This window comes from Streptomyces sp. NPDC039462, from assembly GCF_055639375.1.
The window spans coordinates 464486-483064 of the sequence record NZ_JBVKAO010000007.1 but is presented as its reverse complement, the minus strand read 5'-3'; the positions used below and the strand labels follow the sequence as shown (position 1 = coordinate 483064).

At 72.4% G+C, this 18579-nt stretch carries 7 protein-coding genes; 2 read left to right on the top strand and 5 right to left on the bottom strand.

The window, feature by feature from the left end:
• Nucleotides 1-183: 183 nt before the first annotated feature.
• Genes ACZ7LU_RS32975 through ACZ7LU_RS32965 form a run of 3 tightly spaced genes read right to left on the bottom strand, consistent with a single transcriptional unit; the run spans nucleotide 184 to nucleotide 12166 of the window.
• Nucleotides 184-7464 (bottom strand): MupA/Atu3671 family FMN-dependent luciferase-like monooxygenase, encoded by a 7281-nt coding sequence (locus ACZ7LU_RS32975; RefSeq protein ID WP_471918805.1) that lies wholly within the window; start codon nucleotides 7462-7464, stop codon nucleotides 184-186.
• Nucleotides 7461-10868 (bottom strand): type I polyketide synthase, encoded by a 3408-nt coding sequence (locus tag ACZ7LU_RS32970; RefSeq protein WP_471918804.1) that lies wholly within the window; start codon nucleotides 10866-10868, stop codon nucleotides 7461-7463. Before ACZ7LU_RS32970 ends, ACZ7LU_RS32975 begins: the two co-directional genes overlap by 4 nt.
• Nucleotides 10865-12166 carry an MFS transporter gene (locus ACZ7LU_RS32965; RefSeq protein ID WP_471918803.1) on the bottom strand — a complete coding sequence of 434 codons (1302 nt, stop codon included), beginning with the start codon at nucleotides 12164-12166 and terminating at the stop codon, nucleotides 10865-10867. The genes ACZ7LU_RS32970 and ACZ7LU_RS32965 overlap by 4 nt, the downstream gene beginning before the upstream one ends.
• A 258-nt stretch (nucleotides 12167-12424) precedes the next feature.
• Here ACZ7LU_RS32965 and ACZ7LU_RS32960 point away from each other — a divergent pair, with 258 nt between their 5' ends.
• A complete protein-coding gene (locus tag ACZ7LU_RS32960) occupies nucleotides 12425-12643 on the top strand; it encodes a response regulator transcription factor (protein WP_398297176.1) in 219 nt (72 codons plus the stop codon).
• 43 nt (nucleotides 12644-12686) lie between these two features.
• On the opposite strand, the gene ACZ7LU_RS32955 is transcribed toward ACZ7LU_RS32960, so the two are convergent.
• On the bottom strand, nucleotides 12687-14075 hold the full coding sequence (locus ACZ7LU_RS32955) for a DEAD/DEAH box helicase (protein ID WP_471918802.1): 1389 nt from the start codon (nucleotides 14073-14075) through the stop codon (nucleotides 12687-12689).
• 468 nt (nucleotides 14076-14543) lie between these two features.
• Nucleotides 14544-16241: a TIGR04141 family sporadically distributed protein gene (locus tag ACZ7LU_RS32950; protein ID WP_471145006.1), complete on the bottom strand. Its 1698-nt coding sequence runs from the start codon at nucleotides 16239-16241 to the stop codon at nucleotides 14544-14546.
• A gap of 188 nt (nucleotides 16242-16429) precedes the next feature.
• Between ACZ7LU_RS32950 and ACZ7LU_RS32945 the strand changes: the two genes are divergently transcribed.
• Complete coding sequence (locus tag ACZ7LU_RS32945; RefSeq protein ID WP_471145005.1) at nucleotides 16430-18553, top strand: N-6 DNA methylase; 2124 nt, start codon at nucleotides 16430-16432, stop codon at nucleotides 18551-18553.
• The last annotated feature ends 26 nt before the right edge of the window (nucleotides 18554-18579 follow it).

The window sequence follows — 18579 nt, the reverse complement described above, 5'->3', positions numbered from 1 at the left end:
GAGTGCCGGCCCGCGGCCTGACGGGCAGTCAGCAGGCCGGATCGCTGCCCATTGAGGCACAGGGGTCTTGGGGCGACAAGGCCGATCCCCATGATTCTTGACATGGCACGCTCAATTCCAGCCGTGGGGCGCTCGGCCCCACGGCCCCATGCCGACAGGTCCACGGGGAGCCGGTGGAAGACGTCACCTGCTGTCGCCGGGGGCGCCTCCGTCCCGCAGCGCCTCCGCCGCCTCCCTCGCCAGGAGTTCGACGTACGCGCCGGTCCAGGCCTCGACCGTGGTGCGGTCCCACAGGTCCGTCGAGTACTCCAGATATCCGGAGAGCACGTCGCCCGTGGGGATCAGGCCGAAGTTGAACTCGGAGCGCGCGCCCGGGACCGCGAGGTCCTCGACCGCCGTGGTCACGCCCGGCAGTTCGATCTCCGTCTCCAGGGAGCTCTGGTACTGGAAGCCGAGCGGCAGCCGCTCGGGCACCTCCGTGCCCAGTGCGGCGCTCACGTCCGCCGCCACCGCCCGGATCGGCGCGGCGTGGTCGATGGCCCCGACCGAACTGCGCGCCACCTGGTCCACCAGCGCCCCGAACGACGCGGCCTCGCCGCCCCGCACCCGCAGCGTGAAGGACGAGACCGTGCAGGCCGCGAGCGCCTCGAACTCGCGCCGCTCACGGTTGGCGTAGGAGATGCCGAGCACGACGTCCGGCTCCTTGCCCACCTCCGCGACAAGGCGGGCCAGCGCGGCCGCCGTCACCACGAAGGGCGTCGTGCGGTGCCGCCGCGCCAGCGCCTCGACGTCGGCGCGGACGGTCCGGTCCACCGTGAACAGGACCACGTCCCCGGCCCCGCTCAGCTCCGCCGGGCGGGGCCTGTCCAGCGGCAGCGGCATACCGAAGGGGGCGCCCTTCAGCTGGCGCGTCCAGTAGTCGACGAGCCGGCCCTTGTCCTCCGTACGGGTCCGCTCGCGCTGCCAGCGCGCGTACTCGCCCGGCTGCGGGACGTCGTCCGGCAGGCCGTGCGGGGTGCCGGTGGCCGCCGCCCGGTACAGCGCGGCGAGTTCACGCAGCAGGACGCTGACCGACCAGCCGTCGCAGGCCGCGTGGTGCAGGACGAAGAGCAGCGTCCACCGGTCGCGTCCGGTGCGCAACAGGCGGAGGACCGGGGCGAGTTCCGCCTCGATGTCGAAGGGGGTCGCCGCCACGTCGGCGGCCGTGCGTGCCGCCTGCTCGTCGGCGGCGGCCGCCGATCCGTGCCGCGCGTACAGATCCTCCTCCGGCAGCTCCACCGGCCGGGCCGGCAGCGCCTCCTGCCACCACTCGCCGCCGTCCTCCACGAAGCGGGTGCGCAGGGCCTCGTGCCGGGCGACCAGCTGGGTGAGCGCGGTCCGCAGGGCCGGTACGTCCAGGGCTCCCGTCAGGGTGAGCCGCATCGCCACGTTGTAGATCTGCGGTCGGGGGTGCGTGCGGTGCCGGGTGATGAAGGCGCCCTGCTGGGCGGTGACGGGGGCGCGCACCGGCACGTCCTCGCCTCCCCCGGTGTCTCCCGCGAGGTACGCCGCCATCGCCCGCAGCGTCGGCTCCTCGTAGAAGCGCGCCACCGGGTACTCCGTGCCGAACTCCTCCCGCACACCGTTCGCCAGCCGGATCGCCGTGATCGAGTGGCCGCCCAGCTCGAAGAAGGACGCGTCGGTATCGATCAACGCCGCGTCCACCTCGAACTCCGCCGCCCAGAGACGCTTCAGGCGCGCCTCGATGTCCGACGTCGAGGGTGCCGGGGGCGTTGAGGGCACCGTGGGCGTCGGGGGTGCCGGGGCGGTCGAGGTGGTGAGGGCGGGGGCGGGGAGTGCGGCGCGGTCCACCTTGCCGTTGGGGGAAATGGGGAGTTCGGGGAGCACGGCCCAGGCGTGGGGCACCAGGTGGTCCGGGAGGCGGGCCGCGAGGTCCGCCGTCAGACGGTCGGCGAGTTCCCGCTCCCGCGCCGGGGCGGGCGACGCGGGTACGACGTAGGCCGCGAGGTAGGCGTCGTCCCGGCGGTCGCGGTGGGCCAGGACGAGGGCGTCACGGACCTCCGGCAGGCCGGTCAGGGTGCGCGTGACCTCCTCGGGTTCGACGCGGTGGCCTCGTATCTTCACCTGGTCGTCGCCCCGGCCCCGGAACTCAAGCGCCCCGTCGCCGGTCCAGCGGACCAGGTCGCCCGTGCGGTACATCCGCCCTTCGGCGCCCAGCGGGTCGTCGACGAAGCGCTCCGCCGTGAGGTCCGGCCTGCCCAGGTAGCCGGCGGCCACCCCGGGCCCACCGACGTACAGCTCCCCCACCTCACCGGCGGGCACCTCCCTGCCACGCTCGTCGAGCACCCGCAGGGTGACGTTGTCGACGGGGCGGCCGATCGGGATCGGGCCGTCGGACGGGTCCGGTTCCACTGTCGCGACCGTGCACAGCACGGTCACCTCGGTCGGGCCGTAGACGTTCACCGTCTCGTACGGGACACCGGGGCGCGGCCGGGTGCGCAGCACGTCGCCGCCCAGCAACAGGTGCCGCAGCGGAGGCTGTTGTGGCTCGGGGAGCGCGAGGACCGCCTCGCCGAGAGCCGTCGGCAGGATGGAGAAGGTGATCCGCCGGTCCGCGTACCAGCGGGCCAGCGCCGCCGGGTCCCTGCGGACCGCCTCGTCGGCCACGACGACCGTGGCGCCCGCCGTCAGCGCCGGCCAGATCTCCAGCACGGCCGCGTCGAAGCCCTGGCTGCAGACGGCGGCACTGCGGTCGTCCGCCGTGAACCCGAACCGCTCGTGGTGCCACTGACAGAGGTCCACGACGGCCCGATGCGGGACGGCCACGCCCTTGGGGGCGCCGGTGCTGCCCGAGGTGTAGATGGCGAAGCAGAGGGAGTCGGGGGTGGGCCGTGTCGCCGCCGGGCCGCTCGGGGGCGTCGGGGCCGCGTCGGGGGCGGCGGTGACGTCCAGCAGTGTCGTCCCGGCCGGCCACGTCGGCCGTACGCCGGCGTCCCCGGCCTGCGTCCCGTCCGCCACCACGATCCGTGCGCCGCTCTCCGCCAGAACGGCCTCGGCCCGCGCCCTGCCCTGTCCGGGGTCCAGCGGCACGTACCCGCGTCCCGACTTGAGGGCCGCGAGCATCGAGACGATCAGGTCGGCGCCGCGCGGCAGCCACAGCGCGACCGGCGCGCCGCCGCCGTCCGCAGTCCGCAGCACGGCCGCCAGACGCTCGGCACGGGCGTTCAACTCGCCGTACGTCAGCGTCACTTCCCCACTGATCACCGCGACGCGGTCCGGGGCGACCTCGGCCCACCGTGACGCCAGGGCGTCGACGGTGCTGCGCGTCCGCTGCCGGACGGGACCCTGCCGCCACTCCCGCGGCACCGCGGCCGGCGCGCTCCCGGCCCCCACCGCCTCCGCGAGGACGTCGCGGAACGTGCCGTAGAGCGCGTCGACCGTCGCCTCGTCGAACAGGTCGGTGTGGTACTCCAGGTGGCAGCGGATGCCGTCGGGCTGGTCGGTGAAGTACACGCTGAGGTCCGTCAGCGCCTTGTCGGGCCCCGAGTCGAGCGGCGTCGCCCGCACGCCGGGCAGGTCGAAGCTGAAGGGGTCGCCGGTCTCGAACTCGGCGAGCGTCTGGAAGACCGGCGTCCGGTCGAGCGTGCGGGCCGGCGCGAGCTCCCGTACGACGGCCTCGAAGGGCACGTCCGCGTGGTCGTACGCGTCCAGGGCCACCCCCCGCACCCGGTCGAGGAGCGTGCCGAAGTCCGGGTCGCCGGAGAGGTCGAGGCGCAGCGCGAGGGTGTTGACGAAGAAGCCGACCACGTCCTCGTACTCGGGGGTGCGGTCGGACATCGGGGTGCCGATGACCAGGTCGTCCTGGCCGGTGACGTGGCGCAGGGCGGCCGCGTAGCCGGCGAGCAGGGCCATGAAGAGGGTGCTGCGGCGTTCGCGCGCGAACTGCCGCACCTTGTCGGACAGTTCGGGGTCGAGGGTGCGGAACAGGGCGCGGCCGTTGGAGGTCATGACGGCGGGCCGCGGCCGGTCGGTGGGCAGCCGCAGCACGGGAAGGTCGCCGTCGAGCGTCTTCTTCCAGTACGCGAGGTCCTCGGCCGCCTTAGGGCCGGTGAGCGCGGTGCGCTGTTCGCGGGCGTGGTCGGCGTAGGTGCGGGTGAGGGCGGGGAGTTCCGCGGCCGGTGCGCCCGGCAGGTGGGCGCGGTAGAGGGCGGAGACGTCGCGGGCGAGCACGGCGGCCGATGCCGCGTCCATCACGATGTGGTGCAGGGAGAGGACGAGGACGTGCCGCCGCTCGCCGAGCCGGACGAGGCGCGTGACGAACAGGGGGCCGTTCGCGAGGTCGAAGCGGCGCTCGCTCTCGGCCTTGAGCACGTCGGCGACGGGGTCACCGGCGCCGGTGCCCTTTCCTGTACCGTCCACGACTTCGAAGTCCACCTCTCCCGGGGGGAGCGTGAACTGCCGCGCCTCACCCGCCACTTCGCGGAACACCGTGCGCAGCTGGTCGTGCCGTTCGGCGAGGTCGGACAGGGCGGCGCGCAGCGCGGGGATGTCCAGCGGGCCTTCGAGCTCGATGGCCTTGGTCTCGTTGTACGCGGTACGGCCCGGCAGCATCCGCTCCAGGAACCAGACGCGCTGCTGCCCGGGGGACAGGGGCGCCCCGCGGTCGGCCACCGGCTCCGGGGCAGAGGAAGCCACGTACGCCCGGCGCAGCCCGTCGAAGTGGACCAGGCCGTCCCGCAGCGCGGTGGGCGCGACACCGAAGTCGACGAGGCCGACGATCTCGTCGGCGCCCGCGGCGCGTACCGCGTCCACGACGGGCCGCACGCTCTCGGGGCTGCCGATGAGGGCCCGCTGGTCGCAGTAGCGGTCGTAGGCGCGGCGGAACACCACGTCCAGGTCGTCCTCGGTCATCGCCGACAGGTCGATGCGGTGGCCCAGGCTGTTGGCGACGTTGCCGAAGAGGGAGAGGGAGGAGCGCATGTACCGCGACAGCGGCTCGCGCGCCTCGGCACGGGCCGTCGCGTGGTCCTCGGCGAGGTAGGTGTGCAGCAGCACGGCCACGTGCCCGGCGTCCGGGTCGAGGCCGCACTCGGCGCGCGTGCGCCGGTAGAGGGCGATGTTGTCGCGGAGCTGCTCGACGCTCTGCGTCATGAGGTTGGTGACGATGCCGACGTCGTGGCGGGCGGCCAGCTCGTACGACGCCGGGTTGCCGACGACGGCCGTGTACATCGGCGGGGCGTCCTGGACGGGGCGGGGGAACAGCCGCAGGTCGCTCTCGCCGTCCCCGGTGGTGCGGCGCACGGGCTCGCCGCGCCACAACTTCCTGACCTGCGCCACCTGTTCGTACATCATCTCCCGGTGCGAGCCGAAGCGCTCGGGGAAGAAGACGAAGTCGTCGGCGTTCCAGCCGCTGGCGCAGCCGATGCCGATGCGGCCGCCGGAGAGGTTGTCGACCATCGACCACTCTTCGGCGACGCGGATCGGGTCGTGCAGCGGCAGCACCACCGATCCCGCGTTGATGCGGACGCGGCTCGTCTCACGGGCGAGCGCGGCGGCGAGCACGACCGGGTTGGGGAAGAGACCGCCGAAGGAGTGGAAGTGCCGTTCGGGGATCCACAGGGAGTGGAAGCCGTTGCGGTCGGCGAACCGGGCCGTCTCCAGGAGGTGGTCGTACTTGCCGTGCCGGGGGGTCGCCTCGTCCTGCGGGTAGTCGCCGAAGAAGTAGACGCCGAAGTCGAGGGGGCGGGAGCGGGGGCGGGGCCGGGCGGGTTCCGGCTGCTTCGACTGCTCCGGACGCTCCTGCTGCTCCTGCTGCTCCTGCTGCTCCTGCTGAACGGTGGCCGCGCTGTTCCAGGCCATGGCCTGTGGCTTGGCGGACACCTTGGCAGGTGCCTTCGCAGGCGCCTTGGTGGAGGGCTTGGCGGGGCTCCCGAGCGGGAAGCCCGCCGCGCGCAGCTCCCGCAACGAGTCCTTCACCGCGTCCACGATGAACTCGATGTCCCCGTCGGAGTGTTCGGTGGAGAGGAAGAAGTTGCGCCACTCCCACACGTGCACGCCGCGCAGCATGAGGTGGTGGTAGAGCAGTTCCATGTCCGCGCGGTGCTCGAAGCGGAACATCGAGCCGAAGTGGCTCATGCTCAGGGCGAACCCCTCCGCCTCGAAGAAGGCGTTCAGCGTGGCGGCCATGTCGTCGGTGCGGGCGTTCAGGCGCTCCTGGAGCCTCGGGCTGTGCTCCTTGAGGTGGGCCAGCACGGCACGCGTGGCGACCATCGACACCGGGTGCTGGATGTACGTACCGCCGAAGAACGTGGTGTCGGCCCGCGGGTAGCTGTCGTCCCCGTACTGCCAGTGGCCGCCGTCGATGCCGTCCATGATGTCGGCGCGGCCCGCGATGGCGCCGATGGGGAAGCCGCCGCCGAGCAGCTTGCCGTACGTGGCCAGGTCGGGCGTGACGCCGTAGAGCTCCTGCGCGCCGCGCGGCGCGGGGCGGAAGCCGGTCAGCATCTCGTCGAAGAGCAGCACGATGCCGTGCCGCCGCGTCAGTTCGCGCAGCCGGCGCACGAACTCGGCGGGCCGCAGCGACGGGTGGCGGCTCTGCACCGGCTCCACGACGACCGCCGCGATGCCGGCGGCCTCCCGCTCGATGACGGCGAGGCTCTCCTCGCTGCCGTACGGCAGGACGAGCAGGTCGGCGACGGCGTTGTGCGGCACGCCCGCGGACATCGGCACGGTGGTGAGGCCGTCGCCGCCGGTGTGCGGGGAGCGGCCGAGTACGTTGTCGTTGTGGCCGTGGTAGGCGCCCTCGAAGGTGATGATGCGGGAGCGTCCGGTGGCGGCGCGGGCGAGCCGGATGGCCGCGGAGTTCGCCTCCGTGCCGGAGTTGGCGAAGGCGACGCGCTCCATGCCGGTCAGCTCGGCGAGCAGCTCGGCGGCCTCGCCGGTCTCCACGTTGCGCGGGCCGAGCTGGATGCCGCGCGACAGGTGCTCGCGGACCGCTTCGGTGACGAAGGCGGGTTCGTGGCCGAAGAGCAGGACGCCGAAGCCCATGGTGATGTCGACGTAGCGGTTGCCGTCGACGTCCTCCAGCCAGGAGCCCTTCGCCCGCCGCCCCGCGATGGGGTACAGCATCTCCTTCGTACTGCTGCGGAAGCCGACCGCCGCCCTGCTGTCGGCGAGCACACGGCGGTAGCGCTGGGTGATGCTCTTCGAGGTGGGCGTCTTGGCGGTGTAGCGGCGGACGAGGTCGGCCAGGTGGGCCCGCTGACTGTCGGAGGCGTTGCCGCGGAGCATTCCGGAGCCGCGGGACACCTCCATGCGGGGGCCGTGCTGGGCCGGGCGCGGCGCCGGAGTCTCCTCGGCCGCCGCCGTCGCCCCCATCTGCTCGGTGATGCGCCGCGAGAGCTCGGCCATCGCGGCGAGGTCCGCGTCGACCGCGGCGGAGACGGAGCCGGGGCGCGCGGTCATCGGTCACCCCTCGCGGGCTGCGAGGGCTGCACTGTCTGCGCCGTCTGTGCCGTCTGCGCCGTCTGCGCGGCGAGCAGCTGGGAGAGCTGGCCCATGAGCTGCAGCTGCATCTGGGTGAGCTGGTGCACCTGGCGTACGAGGTCCTCGACCTCCTGCCGGGTGGCGTACTCCGTGGACGCCGCGGGGGCGGGCGCCACCGCCGGTGCGGGGGCCGTGGGCGCGGGGCTCATGGGCGCCGCTTGGACCTGCGGCTCCGGCAGAGGGTCCGGAAGTCGTTCGGGCCGCGAGTCCAGAAGTCGTTCGGGCTGCGGGTCCGGAAGTCGTTCGGGCCGCGGGTCCGGAAGTCGTTCGGGCCGTGGCTCGGCGCGCCCCGCCCCCGCCTTCGCCGCGATGATCTCCGCGAGTCCCCGTGCCGTGCCCGCCTCCTCGAAGAGCTCCCGCATCGACACCTTGACCTGGTGCTCCTCCTCAAGCTCCCGGAGCACCCCGATCATCTGGAGGGAGTCCGCGCCGAGGTCGAAGAAGGAAGCGTCCTCGGCTATCTCACTCGTGTCGTAGCTGAGGTGCTTCGCGGTGACCTTGATGATGTGCTGGAGCACGCGCTCGACCGCTGCCTCGTCCTGTGCCACTTCCGCCCCACCCTTTGCCGGTTGTTCGGGTTGTACGGGCCGGGGAAGGAAGTTCTCCGGCCCTGTCCAGTAGTCCTTGTGCTGGAATCGGTAGCCGGGCAGGGGGATCCTGCGCCCCGTCCCGCCCATGAAGGCCCGCCAGGCGACGGGCGCGCCGGCCCGGTACAGACCGGCGGCCGCGTCCCACAGCGGTTCGAGCCCGGCGCCGCGCCGCAGCGACGGAAGGGCCGCCCGGTCGGGGAGCTCCCGGCGCGCGAGGCCGCTGAGCGTCGTGTGCGGGCCGATCTCCACCAGCGCGCCCACGCCGTCGTGCGCCGCCGACCCCAACTCCCCCAGTACGTCCGCGAAACGCACCGGCTCACGCGCCTGCCGTACGAAGTAGTCGGCGTCCGGCACCCAGCCGGGCGGCCGGGTGCGCCCGTCCAGACCGCTCACGAACGGCACCTCGGCCGGGCGCGGTCGCACGTCGGCGACCAGCTGCCGCAGCCCGTCGAGGGCCGGGTCCATGAGGGCGGTGTGGAAGGCGTGCCGCACCGGGAGTTCCCGTGCGTGGACGCCGCGCGCCGCGAGCAGTTCCGTCAGCCGTTCCATGGCGGCCACCGGGCCCGCGAGGACCTGGTTGTGCTCGCCGTTGGTGACGGCGAGCTCCACGCCGGGCACCTCGGCGGCCAGCCTCTCCGCCGTGGCCCTGTCCGTCGGGACCGCGGCCATCGCGCCGGGCTCGCACCGGAGCCGCATGAGTCCGCCGCGGCCCGCGGTCAGCCGCAGCCCGTCCTCGGCGGACAGCACGCCCGCCGCGTACAGCGCGCCGTACTCCCCCACGCTGTGCCCGGCCACGACGTCCGGCACGATCCCGGCCTCCCGCCACAGGCGGACGAGCGCGCACTGCAGCGCGAAGAGCGCGGGCTGCGCCACCTCGGTGGGCCAGACCGGCTCCTCGGCTCCCGCTTCTCCGCCCGCTTCGCCGAGCAGCGGACCGAGGAGGCTGTCGCCCCCGGTGAGCTCGGCGAACTGCCGCTCGCAGGCGTCCAGTACCTCGCGTACGACGGGAAAGCGCTCGTGGAGAGCGCGGGCCGCGCCCCGGTGGAGGCTGCCCTGCCCCGTGAAGAGGAACCCGGCACCACCCGCGCCCGGCGTCCGGGGCCGGGGCTGCGGATGCGGCCGGGTGAGCCAGTCGTCCAGGGCGCCGGTCAGCGCGGCCACGGTGTCGCCCCGCACGGCGAGCCGGTGCTTGCGGTGGGCGCGGCCGAGGGCCTGCGTGGTCACGAGGTCCGCGAAATGTGTCCCTGGGTGTGTGCGCAGGTGGTCGCGGAGGGCCGTGGCGTTGGCCGCGAGCGCCTCCTCGGTGTGGCCCGCGACCAGCAGGAGGCCCGGGGGCGGTGGGGCGTCGGCGGGCCGGGGCGCGGGCTCCGGGGCCTCTTCCAGGACGACGTGGACGTTGGTGCCGCCGACGCCGAACGAACTGACGCACGCCCGGCGCGGCACATCGCCCTTCGGCCACGGCCGTGCGGATTCGGGAATGTAGAACGGACTGGCCGCCAGGTCGAGGGCCGGGTTGGGGCGGCGGAAGTTGGCCATCGGCGGGATCACGCCGTGCCGCAGCACGAGGAGGGCCTTGACCAGGCTCGCGAGGCCCGAACACACATCGAGATGCCCGATGTTGGCCTTGACCGAGCCGAGAGCGCAGTACCCCGTACGGTCGGTGTCGGCGCGGAACGCGGCGGTGGCGCCCTCGAACTCGATGGGGTCGCCCTTGAACGTGCCGGTGCCGTGCGTCTCCAGGTAGCCGATGGTGCCCGCGTCGACGCCCGCCCGCGCGAGGGCGCGGCGGATCGCGCCGCGCTGGCCGGCCGCGCTGGGCGCGGTGAACGCCTTCTTGTCCGCGCCGTCGTTGTTGACCCCCCAGCCCCGGATGACACCGTGGATGTGATCGCCGTCCGCCACCGCCCGGTCGAGACGCTTGAGCACCACCGCCACGACACCCGTGCCGCCGACCGTGCCGTCCGCGCCGGCGTCGAAGGGCCGCAGCCGGCCGCTCTTGGAGAGGATGGACCCCTTGACGTACTGGTAGCCGAGCACCTGCGGCACGTGGAGGGCGGTGGCACCGGCGACCGCGATGTCGCACTCCCCGGTGACGACGGACTGCGCCGCGAGGTGGACCGCGGTGAGCGAACTGGAGCACGCCGTCTGGACGTTGACGGCGGGCCCTGTGAGGCCGAGGCGGTAGGCGGCGCGGTTGGCGGTGAAGTCGGTGAAGTTGCCGATGGTGACCTGGAGTCCGGCGACCCAGTCCGCGATGCCGCCCCGGAGGACGTTGTTCTGCAGATAGGTCTGGAGGGAGTAGAGGTGGTAGCCGGTGCTGGCGTACACGCCGACGTCGTGACCGTGGCCGCCCCGGTCCCCGGCCGCCCCTTCGTCGCCGCCCGCGTACCCGGCGTTCTCCAGCGCGTGGTGCACGCACTCCAGGAACAGCCGCTGCTGCGGATCGGTGATCCGGGCCTCGTGCGCGCTCATCCCGAAGAACCCGGCGTCGAACCCAGCGATGCCGTCGAGGACCCCGCTCGCCCCGACGAACTCCTCCGCGCGGTACGCCTCTTCGGGCACCCCGGCGGCGGCGAGTTCGGCGTCGGTGAAGCGGCGGATGCGGTCGGCGCCGTCGCGGATCGTGCGCCAGAACTCCTCCGGCGTGTCCGCGCCGGGCAGCCGGAAGGACATGCCGACGACGGCGACGGAGACGTCGGGGCCGGAGGCGGGGCCTGTGGCAGGCGTGGTCATCGGGGCTCACTCTCGCTCTTCACGGGGTTCCCGGGCTTCGTCGATGCGCCGCCCTCGGGTGGCGGTGCCGCCGTGCCCCGCCGGCCCTGACGCACCATGACGACGAACATCCCGAGGCACAGGGCGATCGCCAACCCGTGCAGCAGGCCCACCACTTGGAACGGCGAGAAGTGGTCAAGGAGCGCGCCGCTGACCAGCATCCCCAGGCCGAAGCCGGTGTTCTCGACCGAAGCGGAGAGCCCGAAGAGCCTGCCCCGCTGCTCGTCGGGGGCCGCCTGGAGACGGGTGACGTAGGCGATCTCGGTGAGTCCGTCGGCCATGCCCGCCACCAGGGCCGCCGCGACCGCCACCCCCGTGGGCAGCCCGGCGAAGACCACGATGAACGCGGCCGACATCACACAGGCCCCGACCGCGAACGCCCGCTCCCCCGGCCCCTGCCGGCCGCCGCGCCCGCCCCACCGCCCGCACACCTGCTGCATGACGATGTTGCCGATGGCCCACGTGGCCCAGAACTGGCTGATGAACGTGGCCGGATGGGACGGGTCGAGGTCGCTGGAGTACACGGGCAGGGCCACGTTGTGGGACGAGGACCCGAGGCCGTCGGCGGCCCGGAGGGCGATCATGAGGGCGAGGACAGGGGCGGCCCGCAGCAGAAGAAGCGCCCCGGCCCCACGCCGCTCCGCCTTCCGCCCAGCGTCCTCTTTCCCGCCGGAGCCCTCGGAGCCCGTGGAGTCCCCTGCCTCCGCCCTCGTACGGATCGGGAGCGAGAGCAGCACGCACGCGGAGACCGCGAAGGAGGCGGCGTCCAGGGAGATGGCGGCGACGTATCCCAGCTGGGCGACCACAACACCCGCGGAGGCGAAACCGGCGATCATCGCGAGCGAACGCCCGGTCGCGAGGAGCGAGTTGGCGCGCAGCCGCAGGTCGCTGCCGACGATCTCCGGAATGCTGCTGCGCAGCGCCACGCCCGACAGGGTGGAGCAGAAGCCGGTCACGACGGCCAGGACGTAGAGAAGACCCGCACGTCCCGCGTCGGGGGCGATCAGCAGCGCTATCATGGCGGCGCACTGCGTCAGATCGGCGCCGACCATCAACCTCTTGCGGTCGTACGCCGAGACCAGGCGTCCGCTCACAAAGCCGGACACGACACTGGTCAGCAGGCGTACGGCCATGAAGATCCCCGCGGCCAGCGCGCTGTCGGTCACCTCGTAGACGAACACGTTCAGGGCGACCATGTTCAGGTAACTGCCGTACGCCGAGACGGCGTTACCCGCGACGAGCAGGCGAAAGTGGAGCAAGCGTTCCCCCCTGGTCCGCGCCGGGCTGCCATTCAGAACGTGTACGGCTGCCGCTCAGCCGAGACCGCCTTCACACTCGCCCGCACCGAAGCACGCCTACAGTCACCCGAATTGGGGACTTGACATGGTCGATGGCGCTCAGTAGCGCTGCGTTTCCCCTGGGTATGCGGGGATTCCTTTCTGTTTCTCCACGACCGTGGTTAGATCACGTTGCGGCCACAGCCGCCGTACGTGTTGACAGTCCCTCCCGGAGGGAAGATGCCAGTAGACAGCCGCCCGCAGAACGCACCGGCGTTGTCCCACAGGGAGCGTCAGGTGTTGGCCCACATCGCGGCAGGCCTCTCCCACAAGCAGATCGCCAGACGCCTGGGCATCAGCGTGCACACAGTGAGCACGTATCTGCGCCGCATCCGCAGCAAGCGCACCGCGCCCACGGTGGCCCATCTGATCCACCTCAGCCACACCGAGAACTGCTAGCGCCAGCCCGGCGGATCATGTCGCGGGGCGCGGGCCCGAGCCGTCAGCCCCCGCGCCGCACCCGGGCCGCCTTGCGGGCCTCCGCGAGCTTGCGGGCCTCGCTGCCCTTGCGGGACTTGCCGCCCGCATTGCCGCCACCCGTGCCGCGGGAGGCGTCCTTGCTGGAGCCGAGGCCGCGGAACGGGGTGTTGACGTTCTTGGGGCGGGTCTCGGCGGGCCCGCGGTCGAGCGGGGTGCCCGAGGGAGCCTTCGCCCCGGTGATCCTGCTCAGCTCCGCCTCGCCCGAGCGCACCTTGGTGACCTTCGGCTCGATGCCGGCCTCCGCCATCAGCTCGCTCATCTCGCGGCGCTGGGCGGACAGCACCAGGGTGACCACGCGGCCGGACTCGCCGGCCCTCGCGGTGCGGCCCGCGCGGTGCAGATAGTCCTTGGGGTCGGTCGGCGGGTCGACGTTGACCACCAGGTCGAGGTCGTCGACGTGCAGCCCGCGGGCCGCGACGTTGGTCGCGACGAGGGCGGTGATCTGGCCGCCCTTGAACTGCGCGAGCGTCCGGCTGCGCTGCGGCTGGGACTTGCCGCTGTGCAGGGCGGCGGCGTGCACTCCGCTGTCCCGCAGGTGCTTGGTGAGCCGGTCGACGGCATGCTTGGTGTCGAGGAACAGCAGGACGCGGCCGTCGCGGGCGGCGATCTCCGTGGTGACGGCGTACCGGTCGGGGCCGTGGACGACCAGGACGTGGTGGTCCATCGTCGTCACCGCGCCCGCCGACGGGTCGACCGAGTGGACGACGGGGTCGTGGAGATAGTCGCTGACCAGCTGGTCGACGTCGCGGTCCAGGGTGGCCGAGAACAGCATCCGCTGGCCGTCCGGGCGCACCTGGTCGAGGGCCTCGGTGACCTGCGGCAGGAAGCCCATGTCGCACATCTGGTCGGCCTCGTCGAGGACGGTGATCCCGACCCGGCCCAGGCGGCAGGCCTTGCGGTCGATGAGGTCGTGCAGCCGGCCGGGGGTGGCGACGACGACCTCGGCGCCGTCCCGCAGCGCGGCGACCTGGCGGCCGATCGAGATGCCGCCGACGACGGTGGCGAGGCGCAGCCGCAGCGCCTCGGCGTACGGCGTGAGCGCCTCCGTGACCTGCTGGGCCAGCTCGCGGGTGGGCACCAGGACCAGCGCGAGGGGCTGCTTCGGCTCCGCGCGCCGCCCGGCGATCCTGGCGAGCAGCGGCAGCCCGAAGGCGAGCGTCTTGCCGGACCCGGTGCGTCCGCGGCCCAGGACGTCACGTCCGGCGAGGGCGCTGGGCACGGTGGCGGCCTGGATGGGGAAGGGCTCCCGCACCCCGAGCCGGTCGAGCGCCCGCAACAGCTCACCGGGCAGTTCGAGCTCGGCGAAGGAGGAGGGGCGGTCGGGGAGGTCGGGGAGGTCCTGGTGATTCACGGTGAGCCTTCCGGCGGGAAACGTGGGGAACGTACCGAGGAAGGCTCGGCAGGTGTCGAACGGCTGTCGCCGGGGCGCCCGGCGGCGGACGTGAACGGCTGTCCATCCGGACCCGGCACGGATGAAGGACCACGAATCCGCCACACCACCCGGACCGTCGGCCCTATGACCTACGACCGACACCCCCGGGCCATGGCACACCGCCCACCCCTTACACCCTACCTGCCAGCACCGCTCCACCGGACTGGCCTCCGCCGGACGAAGAGTCGGGCTGTACGCCGGGGAGAGTCACCGGAGCGCTATGACCTGTGCAAACGTGTTGGGAGTGTACTTGTGTGGCTACCCTGATGGCACGTAAAGCCCGACCGAGGGCGTCTGTCGCCCCTCGAGCGGCACCCGGCTAACTTCGCCGCGACCGAACCGGCCCATCTGATCGACAGCACCCGTGTACGTGCCAGATGGGCCCTGTTACGCGGCCAGGTGGCGGATTCCCGTCCGGCTTTGAGGCACTGTCGCAGCCTGGATCCCGATGACCTCGACCTCAACGCCCCACGCCTCAAGGAGCCTGGCCGTCTGCACGAGGGTGACCTGGGAAAACGGGAAGAGTGTGTCTGCAGTGAGATCGGTTCCGCTTTTCAGCAGGATCGCGAAGGTGACCTTCGAAGGCCGGAAGCCTTCCGCCAACGCCTTGCCAGGTCGGGCCGCAGCCACCTTGCGAGCGAACGCGTCCATGGCCTCCGGCGAGTGCAGCAAAGTCTGCACGGCGACCACGGCCTGACCGAACAGATGGCTCAGCGCGTCGGACCCCTTGGCCCGCTTCACCATGACCAGGACGTCGTCCGGGCTGAGCAGGTCGCAGATCTCCACGCCGTTGCCCCGGTGCAGCGCCGTCCGGACGTTGTCGCGGTCGAAGCAGACGTATCCAGGCCGCAGGTGGGGCACCGACTCGTTGTAGTCCCGCTCCTTGTCCCCGAGCACCCAGGCCGGGAGGTCGACGGAGGGCGTATTCGTGATGAGCCGCTCCACCTGCGAGCGGATGGCCTCCAGGTACGCCTCACCGATCTCGTACCACTGCCCGTCCAGCAGGAAGAACCGGCGGGCACCGAGCGCCACCTCCGCCTCGATCCACCGCAGCACGCTCGACGTCCAGATGACGTCATCCTTCTTCTCCGCCCGGCTGTGCGCGTAGAGGGTGACGGTGCCGTCCCGGAGCGCGGCGAAACGCGTTCCCGCCCTCTGCACGCGAGCCCGGTTGAGGACGTACTCCAGGCTGAAGTCGTCGGTGAAGCGCGCCTCCACACTGTGCACCTTGGTGGCGAACGCCTGGGCGGCGCCGTAGTCGTCCCAGTGATCGGACGGGACGGCGACCGCGATGCGTCCGTCCGGTACCTGGCCCAGCATGTCGTCGAGCCGCTCCTCCAGCCGCGTCAGGAGGTCGGCGTCCTTGACCGGAACAATGTGCTCGACGAACTCCAGTTCCGGAGCCGGGGCCTCATCCCGGATGACACGGGCGATGGCCCGGATGTCGGCGACCAGGTCCGCGGCGTCGATACCAAGGTGCATCCGCAGCCCGGTACCGCCCTCGACGCTGGAGATCTTCGTACGGTCGTTCTGCGCGATCGTCAGCTGGATCCCGTCCAGCCGACCGCCCAGCCGCCGCACGATCTGCGCGTGCTCCTGGACACCCAGGCTCCAGACCGGAGCGCCGCCGGGCACGAGGGTGATGTCGGTCCGGCCACCGCCCGGCGTATGGGAGACCATGTCCCGGATCTGGGCGGGGTCCACCCTGCGGATCACGAAACTCAGCCCGAACCGCCGGTCCTTGACCCGGTCGGGCACCAGACGGAAGCCCTGGTCGTAGCCGATGGCATACACCTCGCCGTCGACCACGAGCATCAGCAGTCCGGCCGACCGGTTCACCGGCCGCGACACCTCGCACCCGGTCGTGCGATTGATCTCGCCGCACCAGCTTGCGACGGGCTGCTCGAAGCTGCCGGTGACCAGCAGCGCCGGAACGCCCAACCGCTCCTCCGGGACGTGCAGTTCCGCGTCAACGGCTTCGAGCCGATCCGGGTCGAGGACGTCGAACATCGCGTCGACCGTGGGAGCGACACCCGTGAGCCGGTACAGGGTGCGCTTGGACGTGCCGGAGGTGCTGGTGGCCATGGTGCCGCTCCATTCGACGTATGAGCAGGGGGCAGCCCGGGAGACTCGGGAGGAGCCGGGAAGCCAAGTGAAAGCACAACCAGTAGAGCGTTAACTGAAAGCACTGTCAAACAGTTCACGCCAGTTAGATGTCGGTATAGAGTGAAGCCGTCCAGCACGCCCGCCCCCACGTCACCCGGCAGGAGCCCATGAATCAGCAGGCCAGTGCCTTCGTGACCGCCGCCGACATCTCCCGGCTGGCCGGAGTCACCCGCGCCACGGTGAGCAACTGGCGTCGTCGGCACCCGGACTTTCCGGCCCCTGCGGGAGGCACGGACACCAGCCCCACCTACGACCTCGACGCCGTGCGCGCGTGGCTCTCGACCCGTGGCCAACTCCCCGAGGACACACCTGCGGACCGGCTTCGCACCGCACTGCGCACCCACCCCGGCGACGGCGAACTGGCCCTGCACCTGCTCCCCGTGGTGCTCGCGGCTGCCCGGCTGGACCGGGGAGAACGCGAAGCCCTTCCCGCACTGCGTGACGACGCACTGCTGCGATGGGTGCGGTCAGCTTCGGACGACGGGGCCAAGGGCTTCCCGGGAACCGAAGACGCCGTATACACCCCCGAGGCGGCCGGGCCGCTGAGGGCCTTGCTGCAGTGCGTCGTCACGGACGGCGCCGAGGCTGCGACGGATGTCCTGGCCGAACGTCTGCTGGAGGACACGGGGGGCACCGGCACCTACCTCACGCCGCGCCCCTTGGCCGACCTCATGGCCCGGCTCCTGACCGACAGCGCGGGTGCTTTCCCCGTGAGCGTTCTCGACCCCGCGTGCGGTACCGGATCGCTGCTCGCCGCGGCGGCATCCGCAGGGGCGACCGAACTGCACGGCCAGGACATCCTGGCCCCCCAGACCGCCCAGGCCGCCGTGCGGCTCCGGCTGAGCGCCCCCGAGGCGGCCATCACCGTACGTACGGAAGACAGCCTGCGCTCCGACGCCTTCAAGGGCCTCACCGCGGACGCCGTCCTGTGCAATCCCCCCTACGGGGTCCGTGATTGGGGACACGATGACCTGGCCTACGACCAACGCTGGGCCTACGGCGTGCCTCCCAAGGGCGAGCCCGAACTCGCCTGGGTCCAGCACTGTCTGGCCCATCTCGCGCCTGGGGGCCGCGCCGTACTGCTCATGCCGCCCGCCGTCGCGGAGCGCACCGCCGGCCGGCGCATCCGGGCTCAGCTCGTACGCGACGGAGCCCTCCGCGCGGTCGTCTCGCTTCCTCAGGGCGCGGCCACCCCTCTCCACATCGGCCTGCACCTGTGGGTGCTCGAACGGCCCGACCCGCAGGCTGAAGCCCCGGGGACGATCCTGCTCGTCGACGCGGCCCCTTCCGAGAACCGGGATCTCGACTGGGCCACCATCGACGGCACCGTGCTCTCGGCGTGGCGGCCCTACCTCGCCGACCAGGACGGCTACACCGGAGCCCCAGGTATCGCCACCGCCATGCCGGTCACCGACCTCTTGGACGAAGCCGTGGACCTGACCCCGGCCCGCCGCATCCGGACGGCTTCCCAGCAAGCACTGCGCCCCGCCCTCCTGGCCCGGCAGGCATCGGAGCTGTACGACCAACTCCATCGAACGGCAACAGACCTGGTCGGCCTCAGCACCGAAGGCGACTGGCCGCCGGCCGATGACCGGCCCCGCGACTGGCGCACCGCAACGGTTTCGGACCTGCTGCGCGGCGGCGCACTCAGTCTGCTCCACACCGCGCCCCCGGGCCGCCGGACCCGTAGCGGCCCACCGCAGCCCCGGCCCGAAGCAGAACCCGGCGCACGACCGGCGCTCACGGCTGCCGACGTCGTCGAGAACCGGCCCGCCTCCGGAACGGAAGCGGACCTGCCCGCCGGCATCGCCCTCCCCTCGGTCCAGACAAGTGACGTGCTTCTCACAGAGCTCCTCCGCGTGGGACGCACGGCCGTGGCCCGGGTCGTCGAGCCAGGCGAGACGGGCTGCTTCCTCGGACCCCATCTGCTGCTTTTCCGCCCGGATCAGCGTCGGCTCGACCCGTGGTTCCTCGCCGGATTCCTCGCGGCGGAGCAAAACGTCAACGCCGCGGCCACCGGCACATCCATCACCCGGGTGGACCCCCGGCGACTACGCGTTCCCCTGCTCCCGCTCGCGGAGCAGCAGCGCTACGGCGCCGCGTTCCGCAGCCTGCACGAACTGCGTACCGCCGCGCGCCGGGCCGACCGGGCCGCCGAGGATGTCACACGTCTCCTCGGCACCGGACTCACCGGCGGCGCGCTGTTGCCGCGCGGGCACGGATCGGCGTGAAACCTGCGGCCCGGTACCGCGAACGG

Bases quoted from the DNA above. Each gene is read 5' to 3' on its own strand.
- ACZ7LU_RS32945 (WP_471145005.1), top strand. From the start codon at position 16,430: ATGAATCAGCAGGCCAGTGCCTTCGTGACCGCCGCCGACATCTCCCGG.
- ACZ7LU_RS32950 (WP_471145006.1), bottom strand. From the start codon at position 16,241: ATGGCCACCAGCACCTCCGGCACGTCCAAGCGCACCCTGTACCGGCTC.
- ACZ7LU_RS32975 (WP_471918805.1), bottom strand. From the start codon at position 7,464: ATGACCGCGCGCCCCGGCTCCGTCTCCGCCGCGGTCGACGCGGACCTC.
- ACZ7LU_RS32970 (WP_471918804.1), bottom strand. From the start codon at position 10,868: ATGACCACGCCTGCCACAGGCCCCGCCTCCGGCCCCGACGTCTCCGTC.
- ACZ7LU_RS32960 (WP_398297176.1), top strand. From the start codon at position 12,425: ATGCCAGTAGACAGCCGCCCGCAGAACGCACCGGCGTTGTCCCACAGG.